General features: G+C 68.8%; 11 protein-coding genes. 4 read left to right on the plus strand and 7 right to left on the minus strand.

Annotated elements, in window-relative coordinates; translation table 11 throughout:
• Positions 1–81: 81 nt before the first annotated feature.
• Positions 82–885 (minus strand): hypothetical protein, encoded by an 804-nt coding sequence (locus QH290_RS24785; protein ID WP_280385454.1) that lies wholly within the window; start codon positions 883–885, stop codon positions 82–84.
• Between the two features lie 813 nt (positions 886–1698).
• Here QH290_RS24785 and QH290_RS24790 point away from each other — a divergent pair.
• Positions 1699–2481: a DUF8176 domain-containing protein gene (locus QH290_RS24790; protein WP_280385456.1), complete on the plus strand. Its 783-nt coding sequence runs from the start codon at positions 1699–1701 to the stop codon at positions 2479–2481.
• Here the strand turns inward: QH290_RS24790 and rsgA are convergent.
• From rsgA to QH290_RS24805, 3 genes are read right to left on the minus strand one after another with little or no spacing between them, the layout of a single operon-like run.
• Positions 2478–3476 carry a ribosome small subunit-dependent GTPase A gene (rsgA, locus tag QH290_RS24795; protein WP_280385460.1) on the minus strand — a complete coding sequence of 333 codons (999 nt, stop codon included), beginning with the start codon at positions 3474–3476 and terminating at the stop codon, positions 2478–2480. The genes QH290_RS24790 and rsgA overlap by 4 nt on opposite strands.
• Complete coding sequence (gene aroA / locus QH290_RS24800) at positions 3473–4777, minus strand: 3-phosphoshikimate 1-carboxyvinyltransferase (RefSeq protein ID WP_280267003.1); 1305 nt, start codon at positions 4775–4777, stop codon at positions 3473–3475. Before aroA ends, rsgA begins: the two co-directional genes overlap by 4 nt.
• A gap of 42 nt (positions 4778–4819) precedes the next feature.
• On the minus strand, positions 4820–6328 hold the full coding sequence (locus QH290_RS24805; RefSeq protein ID WP_280267002.1) for an aldehyde dehydrogenase family protein: 1509 nt from the start codon (positions 6326–6328) through the stop codon (positions 4820–4822).
• A gap of 170 nt (positions 6329–6498) precedes the next feature.
• Between QH290_RS24805 and QH290_RS24810 the strand changes: the two genes are divergently transcribed.
• Positions 6499–7299 (plus strand): SOS response-associated peptidase, encoded by an 801-nt coding sequence (locus QH290_RS24810; RefSeq protein WP_280267001.1) that lies wholly within the window; start codon positions 6499–6501, stop codon positions 7297–7299.
• 63 nt (positions 7300–7362) lie between these two features.
• Here QH290_RS24810 and QH290_RS24815 read toward each other — a convergent pair whose 3' ends face one another.
• The 3 genes from QH290_RS24815 to ybaK all read right to left on the minus strand — a co-directional run bounded on the left by QH290_RS24815 (position 7363) and on the right by ybaK (position 8761).
• A complete protein-coding gene (locus QH290_RS24815) occupies positions 7363–7635 on the minus strand; it encodes a hypothetical protein (RefSeq protein WP_280267000.1) in 273 nt (90 codons plus the stop codon).
• Positions 7636–7738: 103 nt separating this feature from the next.
• Positions 7739–8224 carry a MarR family winged helix-turn-helix transcriptional regulator gene (locus QH290_RS24820; RefSeq protein ID WP_280385458.1) on the minus strand — a complete coding sequence of 162 codons (486 nt, stop codon included), beginning with the start codon at positions 8222–8224 and terminating at the stop codon, positions 7739–7741.
• Between the two features lie 45 nt (positions 8225–8269).
• Positions 8270–8761: a Cys-tRNA(Pro) deacylase gene (gene ybaK / locus QH290_RS24825; protein WP_280266998.1), complete on the minus strand. Its 492-nt coding sequence runs from the start codon at positions 8759–8761 to the stop codon at positions 8270–8272.
• 268 nt (positions 8762–9029) lie between these two features.
• On the opposite strand from ybaK, the gene QH290_RS24830 reads away from it, so the two are divergent.
• Together QH290_RS24830 and rsrA are read left to right on the plus strand one after the other, a co-directional pair.
• Entirely contained in the window at positions 9030–9731 is a 702-nt protein-coding gene (locus tag QH290_RS24830; RefSeq protein WP_280267008.1) for a sigma-70 family RNA polymerase sigma factor, read from the plus strand.
• Positions 9732–9742: 11 nt separating this feature from the next.
• Positions 9743–10012 carry a mycothiol system anti-sigma-R factor gene (gene rsrA, locus QH290_RS24835; protein ID WP_280267007.1) on the plus strand — a complete coding sequence of 90 codons (270 nt, stop codon included), beginning with the start codon at positions 9743–9745 and terminating at the stop codon, positions 10010–10012.
• The last annotated feature ends 277 nt before the right edge of the window (positions 10013–10289 follow it).

A 10289-nucleotide genomic window follows, 5' to 3' on the forward strand; every position in this document is an offset into this window, starting at 1 on the left:
TCCCACCGGGCGGTTGTTTTTCCACTTTCACGCCCGCCCACGCCGTTGGGGTGGGGCCGCCTTTCGTCTGCGGGGTTCCTGTTACCGCCGGGCTCCGGAGCCGACGAGCGCCGCGAACTCGGACCGGCTCTCCACCACCAGAGTCGAGTGATACGGCAGCCGGATGGTCAGGCCCTCGAGTTGGGGTGTCCGCGTTCGGCTCTCGTCCGATGGGTCGGTCTCGGCCGACGGTTCGGGAGCGGGCAAGTGCCGGGTGGCGTGGGGTGCCCGGGGCGTCGCCGCGGGCGGACCGGATTCGATCGCACGGGTTGTCGGCGGTGCCGTGATCTCCCGTGTGGGTGCGAGGGTCCGGCGGCCCGCGCGCTTCGGCACGGAGGTGACCACGGCGACCACGACCGCGCCGAGCGCGGTGATGCCACCCACCACCGCGGCGTATCCGAGGTCGGCACTGGCGGTTCCGTGCGTGCCCTGGCCGCCTCCCGAGAACAGGCCGCCGCTGGAACTCGAGGTCTCCGACAGCGTCTTGAACTCGGGTATCTTGGCGCCGAGGTACAGCAGCGTGCAGAACACCGACAGCGCCTGCACCGCACTGGATCCCAGAATGAGCAGCGCCGTGGTCGTGCGCCGGTTGAACAGGTACATGACCACCGCGAGGATCGTCGTGACGGCGGCGGTGGCCGCGACGATACCCCCGCCGCCGGTGACCTGCACCGGATGGAGGCCGTCGGCCTCCCACTCGGCGGCCGAGGGGGTGTTGCCCTGTATACGTCCGAAGGCGTCGGAGGTCGCCCGGCCCTTCGGCCCCTTCGTCGTGAGCCAGGGTTGGAAGAGTAGTGCGAAGGTGATCAGGCTCAGCACCGCCGAGTACACGAAACCCCAGTGCACGCGCGGGTCTCGAAACGAGGACCTGAAATCGCTTGGCTGCCGCCCGATTCCGGGTTGATGTTGCTGAATGTCGTTGCTGTGCCGGGGATTTGGCTGAACCATTTGTTACAGGCCTGAGGCTTTCTGGTGCTTAGAAATAAAAGGAATTCGATAATGATCCGCGTCGATCATCGGAGATTACCGTAGAACTGCGCGCGCCGCAGGACAACTGTGACCGTGGTCCTACGCGGAGAGCTGGGTCACAAACGGCTTTTCGAAATGGGGATGATTCAGAGTTTCCGCCGGGCCGTGCGATGCACCGCTGCGGTGGGGTTTTCCGGGACGTGCACGCTCGCTTCGTTCGCTTTGCTCCGGCGGCGCCGAATATGCCCCTCGGTCTGTTTATGTGATGCGACTAACATGCCTGGCCTGAGACGCGGATCACGGTTTCGGGTGGTGAGAGGCCGTGACCGGCTGGCCACGCCCGGTCGGCACGGCGTCCGCCCGGCGTGGCGCCGCGCGCGGTGTGTGTTTCCGGGAGGTTACTGATAGCGAGGGGGTGGGTCCGGTCGCCGGACCGGCCGTGGGTGCGGACGTCTCGGGGGTGTTTTCTTCCGAATGGGCATGAATTATTTACTGAATTTCGCGGCGATTTGTTCATCGATTGAGGAGAGCCGGTGCGGAGGGCGGCCGGGTGTGCGTTTCCAGGAGTTCTTCCGGTGTAAGAATTCGATGCTCTCAATGGTGGGAATATGATCCGGTTGCGGACGTTCGGAAACGGTGGCAGCATCGTGCGCGCGCGGAGCCTCTCGCGCGGCAAGGGAGAGAAAACTGGTGGGCTCGGAGAGCGGCGGACCCGGCGGGCCCGTGCACGCCGATTCCGGCCTGCCCCAGGGTTCGGGTTTCGGCCCTGCGCTGGGCCCGCCGGATTGGTTGACGCGCGACATACCACCGGCGCAGCCGGGCACGGCATGGCAGCCGGATACTCCCGGAAACCTCGGAGCCCCATCGCAATCCGCGGCGGAGCCGCTGGCGCTCGATCCGGATATGGTGCAGCGGACGCTCGCCGTGCCGACCCGCAAGCCTCGCCATGCCGGTTCGACGCCGCGCAGGATCATCGTGGCCCTCGCCGTCGTGGTGGTCGCGGCGGCGGTCGCCCTCGGCGCGTTCATCGTCTCGGTCGGCGGCGGGACGGCGGGCGAGCCCGTCCCGATCGCCGCGGCGCCCGCACCCCCTCCGGCCGGTCCGGCCTGCGGGACCGAACACCGCGACAGCCTCACCGCCGGCAACGGCCCGGGCGACACCGCGAGCGGGGCGGGAGCGATCCTCGGATTCGAGTACGCGTACTACGCCCAGCGCAGCGGGCAGCTGGCGCAGGTCTTCGTGGCGCCCGACACGATCAACGTGGCATCGGCGGAATACCTGCAGCACGCCATCGATGCCGAGATCCCCGTGGGCACGGTCCACTGCGTGCGCATCACCGAACGCGCCGCGGACTCGTTCGACGTGGACATCGAGGAGCGCCGCCCGGCCGGGACCGTGACCGTCTACAAACAGAGCATGCGCACGGTCGTCCGGGACGGCCGCACGGTCATCTACGAGATCCGCGACCGCTAGTTCCCGACCACCCAGGGGTCGTTGGAGTTGAGAGCGACCAGCAGGAGGCGGATGGCGGCGACGCGGCGCTGCTTACCGGGCAACTCGTCGAGCGCGCACTCCGGGTCGGCGGGCGGGCCGAGGTGGGTGCAGCCGCGGGGGCAGTCCTCGATGGCGTCGGCGAGATCGGCGAAGGCCTGAATGACGTCGTCGGGGGTGATATGGGCCAGGCCGAAGGAACGGATGCCGGGGGTATCGATGACCCATCCGCCGTCGGGCAGGGGTAACGCTATCGACTGAGTGGAGGTGTGCCGCCCCTTGCCCACACCGGACACCTCGCCCACCGCCCGTTCCGCCTGCGGCACAAGGCGATTCACCAGCGTCGACTTGCCGACGCCGGAGTGTCCGAGCAGGCAGGTGAGGGTGTCGCGCAGCAGGGCGTGCACCGGCTCCAGCGGATCGTCGCGCCCGCCGTAGACGATGGTGAGGTCCAGATCCTCGAACTCCGTGGCGAATTCGGATTCGGCCGCCAGGTCGTGTTTGGTCAGGCACAGGATCGGTTGCAGGCCACCGGCATACGCCGCGGCCATGGCCCGCTCCACGAAACCGGTGCGGGGCGGCGGATCGGCGAGCGCGACCACGATGAACAGCTGCGCGGCATTGGCCACCACCACCCGCTCGAACGGGTCGGTGTCATCGGCGGTGCGCCGCAGCACCGTTCGGCGATCGGCCACCCGCACGATCCGGGCCAGGGTGTCGGGGCGGCCGGAGAGATCGCCCACCACGTCCACCTGATCCCCGACCACGATCGGGGTGCGGCCCAGTTCGCGGGCCCGCATCGCGACGATCGGCCGCGCCGGATCGCCCTCCAGCACGCAGCTCCAGCGGCCGCGGTCGACCGCGGTGACCATGGCGGACACCGCATCCCGGTGTTCGGGGCGGGTCTTGGTGCGAGGACGCGAGCCCCTGCCCGGGCGCACCCGGACATCGGACTCGTCGTACTCGCGGCGTCTCAGCGCGCCGCTCCCGTCGTGGTCGAATCCACCTGGCCGTCGGAAAGCATTGCGTCCCACAGGTTCACGAAGTTCGGCAGCGTCTTGGCGGTCGTGCCGATGTCCTCGATCCGCACGCCCGGCACCCGCAGCCCGAGGATGGCGCCCGCGGTGGCCATGCGGTGGTCGGCATAGGAGTGCCAGGTGCCGCCCCGCAGGGCGGTGGGCACGATGTGCAGCCCGTCCTCGGCCTCGGTGACCTGGCCGCCGAGGCGGTTGATCTCGGTGGACAGCGCCGCGAGCCGGTCGGTCTCGTGACCGCGCAGGTGCGCGATGCCGCGCAGCCGCGACGGCGAATCGGCCAGTGCCGCCAGCGCCGCCACGGTCGGGGTCAGCTCCCCGACGTCGTGCAGGTCGATGTCGATACCCGCCAGCTTGTCGGGGCCGCGCACGGTCAGCTTGCCGTCGAAGCGGCGGGCCTCGGCGCCCATGCGCACCAGGATCTCGCGGATCACGTCCCCCGGCTGGGTGGTCAGCGACGGCCAGTGCGGGATGGTCACCTCGCCGCCGGTGACCGCCGCCGCGGCCAGGAACGGCGTGGCGTTGGACAGGTCCGGCTCCACATCCCAGTCGACGGCGTGGATCGGGCCGGGCGACACCGTCCAGACCTGTTCGGCGCGCGGGCTGCCGGGCGCCTCGACCCGCACGTCGGCCTGGCCGAGCATCTGCACGGTCATGGCGATATGCGGCAGCGACGGCAGCGGCGCGCCCTCGTGGCGCACGGTCACGCCCGCGTCGAAGCGGGCCGCCGACAGCAGCAGGCCCGACACGAACTGCGAGGATCCGGAGGCGTCGATGGTCACCTCGCCGCCGCGCAGCGATCCGGTGCCGTGCACGACGAACGGCAGCGAATCGCCCTCGATCTCCACTCCGAGGTGCCGCACGGCGTCGAGAATGGTGCCCAGCGGGCGCAGCCGGGCCTGCTCGTCGCCGAAGAACGCGACATTGCCGTGCGCCAGCGCCGCCACCGGCGGCAGGAAGCGCATCACGGTGCCCGCCAGCCCGCAGTCGACGGTGGCGTTGTGCAGCGTTTCCGCCGGGGTGACGGTGAGAGTGTCTGCGTCACCGGTGATTTCGGTGCCCATGGCCCGCAGTGCCGCGATCATCAGGTTGGTGTCGCGGCTGCGCAGCGCGCCGGTGATGGTCGACGGCCGGTCGGCGAGCGCGGCCAGGATCAGTGCCCGGTTGGTGATGGACTTGGATCCGGGCAGCGCAACGGTCGCGTGCACGGCATGGTCGGTATGGGGGGCAGGCCAGAAACTCACCCCTCCATCTTCGCCTACGAGAGGTTCCCGCAGCCGCGCGGTCTACTTGTGCCGTCCGTGGAGCAGGGGGACGATTCGGCGGAGCAGCTTCATGGTGCTGTCGGTGCGGGCGTAGCTGAGCAGGGCCATGCCGGGAATCGTGAAGCGCTGTACGGCGATCGAGTGCGGCGCGGTGAATTCCAGCATGCCGGGCGCGCCGTGGATGCGGCCGATGCCCGAGTCGCGGCCGCCGCCGAAGGGCAGCGCGGAGATCGCGGCGAAGCCCAGCACCGAGTTGACCGAGGTGGCGCCCGCCTTCAGCCGCCGCGCGATCTCGAGGCCGTGCTTGCGCGAGAAGACCGACGACCCCAGCGAGTAGGTGGAATCATTGGCCAGGTCGACGGCCTCGTCGATGCTTCGCACCGTGCGGATGGTGACCGTGGGGCCGAAGGTCTCCTCGCGCACCGCCGCCGAATTCTCGTCCACGTCGACCAGTACGACCGGCTCGATGTAGGGCCCGGTGATCGAATCGGGGCCGCCCAGCACGGCGGTGCCGCCGTTCTTCAGCGCGTCCTCGATGTGGCGGCGCACGATGTCGATCTGGCTCGGCATGGTCATCGGGCCGTAGGAGGCCTTGTCGTCGGAGCCGGGGTGCACGCTGGTCAGGATCTTCTTCACCTCGGCGACGAACTGATCCTTGATCGCGGCGTCCACGTACACCCGCTCGACACCGGCGCAGGTCTGCCCGCTGTTCATGGTCGCGCCGTAGGCGACCGCGTCGGCCGCGGCCTTGATATCGGCGTCGGCGGCGACGATGACGGCATCCTTGCCGCCGCATTCCAGCAGGACCGGGGTCAGCCGTTCGGCGGCGGCCGCCATGATCTTCTTGCCGGTCGCGGCCGAGCCGGTGAAGGCGACCTTGTCGATATCGGCCTTGACCAGCGCGGCGCCGGTCGCGCCGTAGCCGTTGATCGTGGTGAAGACGCCGTCCGGGAGTTCGGGATTGGCCTCCGCGAAGGCGTTGGCGACGAAATTGCCGATGCTGGTGGAATACTCGCTGGGCTTGTATACGACGGTATTGCCCGCGGCCAGCGCGTAGGCGATCGACCCGTTCGGCGTGTAGATCGGGTAGTTCCAGGGGCCGATCACGCCGATCACGCCGAGCGGGCGCTGCTCGATGTAGGCGCCGAAGTTCGACATCAGCGCGCCGGGGGAGACCTTCTTGGTCTTGAGCACCTTCTCGGCGTTCTTGGCCGCCCAGGAGATGTGCTCGAGGGTCAGCATGAGCTCGAGGAACGCGTCGTCGCGGGGCTTGCCGTTCTCGGCGTGGATCAGGTCGCAGAGTTCGTCGGAGGTGGCGACGAGACGGCTCGCCCAGCGCAGCAGATACCGCTTGCGGTCGGCGTAGGTCAGCGTCCCCCAGGTCGCCGCGGCGGAGCGGGCCTTGTCGACGGCCGCGTGCACCGCCTGCTCGTCGGCGATCGGATGCGTGGCGATGACATCGCCGGTGGCCGGATTGACCGAGGTCAGCGTGGTCTCGCCGGCGACGGCGGTGGACTCGGTGGTGGACATTGTTCGGCGACCCCTAGTGAGAGATTTACGGCACGAAGTTCTCATACCGTAGATGTGAAGTCAACTGCCTTCAGTTATATTTTCGGCCATCTTTCTTCCTGTCCGGTCACGACGCACCGCGCCTTCCCTGTCGTCGCGATTCTGTCGGTGCGCGGTGGCAGCATGGGGGCATGTGCGGCAGATATGCGACCACCGCGAACCCGGCCCGGCTGGCGGCCGAACTCGACGCCGTGGACGAGACCGGTGACCCGCCCGACCTGGACCGCCCCAATTACAACGTCGCCCCCACCAACCAGGTGCTGACCGTGGTCGAGCGGCACGACCACGACCATCCCGACGCCGACCCGACGCTCCGGATCCGGCGCATGCGCTGGGGCCTGATCCCGGTCTGGACCAAGGCCTCCGAGCCCGGCGTCCCCGCCAAGGGGAAACCGCTGTTCAATGCCCGTGCGGACCGGGCGGAGACGGCCCCGTCGTTCCGCGACGCGGTGAAGCGGCGCCGCTGCCTGGTGCCGATGGACGGCTGGTACGAATGGCTGGTCGAGGACGCCCCGGCCGCGAAGGGTAAGGCGGTCAAGCAGCCTTACTTCATGTCCCACGCCGACGGCTCCCGGCTGTACATGGCCGGGCTGTGGTCGACCTGGCGCGACCGCTCGCAGGAGATGGACCCGATCCTGTCCTGCACGATCCTGACCACCGACGCGGTCGGCGACCTGACCAGGATCCACGACCGGATGCCCCTGGTCATGCCGCGCGAACACTGGGCCGCCTGGCTGGATCCCGACCACCCCGCCCCGCACGAACTACTGGAAACCCCGCCCCCGGACCGAGTCTCGGATATCGTGGCCCGCCCGGTGTCCTCCCTGGTGAACAGCGTCCGCAACAACGGCCCCGAACTCCTGACCCCCGCCCCGGGCGCCCCGTCCGCGGGAGCGGACGCACCCCAGACCGGGCAGACCACCCTGATCTGACCCGGCCCGCCCATCTTCGTCACCAGGCATACGGCCTACCTCATGTTCCCGGCACGCCTGACTTCACGAGGGGCACTTGATTTCTGGCGTGGCTATGTTGAGGCCGCACTTGATGATGTGCTCGCCGAGGTCGAGGATCTTGCCGGTGGTGCTGCCGCCCAGCTTCTCGGCCTTTTCCGGGACCTTCTCCAAGCGCTTCTCCGGTTCCGACTTCTGCGGCGCGCCCGGGCTGCCGCCGAGCGGGTAGTCGCTGGCCCCCGGCGCGGCGCCCGCTAACGCGCCGGATCCCACTGCGAGGATCGCGCCGCCTAGTACGGCAACGACCATGGTGCGCACACGCTGTCGGTGGGACATTTCGCATCACATCCTCACGGTCGAACGAATCTGGCCTGATCAAGTAAGGCACAGGTACGGGTGTGATTGGTGTGATTCATGTGATTTACACCTGTGAGCGCGGCGTGTCCGCCAGTGTGAGCAGCGCCGTGCGGGCGCTGTCGTAGTCGTCGACGAAGCGGCGCAGCAGCGTGGCGAGCTGCTCGCGGTCGGCTTGATCCCAGTCCGCGACGATGTGCTCGAGCAGCTCGATGCGCCGTTGCCGCAGTTCCTCGGCCAGGTCCCGCCCGGCGTCGGTGACCACCAGCACGCTGGCCCGGCCGTCGTCGGGATCGGCGCGCCGCTCCAGCAGCCCGCGCTTGACCAGGCCCGCGACCTGGCGGCTGATGGTGGAGGCATCGGAGTACATGGCCTCGGCCAGCGTGCCGGACCGCATCGGGCCGTCCTCCAGCAATCGGAAGATGATGCCGTAGGCGGAGATCTCGATCTCGCCCTTGGAGGCGGCCGCGATCTGGGCGTTGGTGCGTTCGCGGATGCGCCCCAGCCGGATCAGCTGTCGGCCGATCACGTCGATCACCTCGTCACTGTCCACGCGACGGTCACCTCCCTCGAGTCCTTCAATGTCTAGCAGCGCAGCTCAGGTGGCTACCGCGGCGGTCGTGGCGGAGGTGAGCCGGACCAGGTCCGCAGGGGCCAGCTCGATCTCCAATCCACGCTTCCCCGCGCTGCACAGCAGCCGATCCCACTGCAGCGCGGAGTCGTCCAGCACGGTCGGCAGCGCGCGCTTCTGGCCCAGGGGCGAGATGCCGCCCAGCACATAGCCGGTGGTGCGCTCGGCCTTTGCCCGGTCGGCCATCGCCGCCTTCGGTGCCCCGAGCGCCGCCGCGGCGGCCTTCAGCGACAACGTGCGCGGCACCGGCAGCACCGCCACCGCGAGCCCGCCGCTCGACAGCTCGATGACCAGCGTCTTGAAGATCTGCTCGGCCACCACGCCGACCTCGTCCGCGAGCGCCTCGACCGCCTCGGTCCCATAGGAATCGCTGCGCGGATCGTGCGGATAGGAATGCACCCGATGCGTCACCTTCGCCTGTGTCAGCGCACGGATCGCCGGAGTAGAAGCACCTGCCATGCCCGTGAAGCCTAGAGCGTGGGCACGGGAACACGGCGGGCCCGTGGCATGTTGCACGCGGTACGCCGAATGTCCGCCAGGTGCCCGGACGGGCGGAACAAGTCCAGTGAACTCGAAGGAGATGCCGGTGACCGTGTTGGTCGAAGAACGCCCGGTACCCGCCGGGTGGTCAGCCTCCGTCGTCTCGAACGACCTCGTGACCCCCGACACCGGATTCCCGGTGCCCACCCCGTTCGCGGTAGATTCGACAGCTACGGCGATCGAAGGGATGGGCGTGACGAGCGACGACAGCGAGCGCGAGGACATCGGTACGCCCGATGACCCCGCGGTCGACGAGGACGGACAACCCGGCGTGGCGCGCAGTACCGCCAGCGACACGGAGTTGGCGCAGCGGTTCGAACGCGATGCGCTCCCGCTGCTGGATCAGCTCTACGGCGCGGCCCTGCGCATGACCCGCAATCCGGCCGATGCCGAGGACCTGGTGCAGGAGACCTTCGCCAAGGCGTATCAGGGCTTCCGGTCCTTCCGCGAGGGCACCAACCTGCGGGCGTGGCTGTACCGGATCCTCACCAACACCTACATCAACTCCTACCGCAAGAAGCAGCGCCAGCCCGCGCAGTACCCGACCGACGAGATCACCGACTGGCAGCTGGCCGCCACCGCCGAACACACCTCCACCGGCCTGCGATCGGCGGAGATGGAGGCGCTCGAGGCGCTGCCCGACGACGACATCAAGGCGGCTCTACAGTCGCTTCCGGAGGAATTCCGGATGGCGGTGTACTACGCCGACGTGGAGGGCTTCCCCTACAAGGAGATTGCCGACATCATGGGGACCCCGATCGGTACGGTGATGTCCCGGTTGCATCGTGGCCGCAAGCAGCTCAAGGGTCTGCTGGCCGACGTGGCACACGAGCGTGGATTCGATCGGAACCGAGCGAGCAGTGCGGGGCGTCAGGAGGTTACGCAGTGAGTGGGGACGATATGGAGCTGGACTGCTCGGCGGTTCTCACCGATGTCTGGCTCATGCTCGACGGTGAATGCGACGACGCCACCCGGGCGCGGCTGCAGCACCACATGGACCACTGTTCGCCGTGCATCGAGGCATACGGCCTGGAGGAGAAGCTGAAGCGCCTGCTCAGCACCAAGTGCGGCGGCGATCGCGCCCCGGATTCCCTGCGCGAGCGGCTCACCCTGGAGATCCGCCGCTCGGTGACGATCACCGAGACCAGGGTCGAATCCGGCGAAGGCTGAGGGGTTCCGGCGAAAAGCGCGCCGGAAATACGAGGTCGACGCAGGGCGGAGCGCCGTCAGTACAGAACCGACGCAGGGCGGAGCGCCGTCGGTATGGACGCAGAGCGGCCCCGGAAAGTGGAGGTTTAGGGGCCCGCAGGTGGTTTTGGGGCGAACCGTGCCGGCCCGGGCGGGGACACGGGTAGGCCCGGTGGCGGGGGTGTTGCGGCAGTGGGCGAGCGTGCATCCCGATCTCGATACCGAACCGATGGCGGTCATCGGGCGCATCAATCGGTGC

The organism is Nocardia wallacei, from assembly GCF_029869545.1.
In the GTDB taxonomy this organism is placed as follows: domain Bacteria; phylum Actinomycetota; class Actinomycetes; order Mycobacteriales; family Mycobacteriaceae; genus Nocardia; species Nocardia wallacei_A.

Bases quoted from the DNA above. Each gene is read 5' to 3' on its own strand.
- QH290_RS24805 (WP_280267002.1), bottom strand. From the start codon at position 6,328: ATGTCCACCACCGAGTCCACCGCCGTCGCCGGCGAGACCACGCTGACC.
- QH290_RS24810 (WP_280267001.1), top strand. From the start codon at position 6,499: ATGTGCGGCAGATATGCGACCACCGCGAACCCGGCCCGGCTGGCGGCC.
- ybaK (WP_280266998.1), bottom strand. From the start codon at position 8,761: ATGGCAGGTGCTTCTACTCCGGCGATCCGTGCGCTGACACAGGCGAAG.
- QH290_RS24830 (WP_280267008.1), top strand. From the start codon at position 9,030: ATGGGCGTGACGAGCGACGACAGCGAGCGCGAGGACATCGGTACGCCC.
- rsrA (WP_280267007.1), top strand. From the start codon at position 9,743: ATGGAGCTGGACTGCTCGGCGGTTCTCACCGATGTCTGGCTCATGCTC.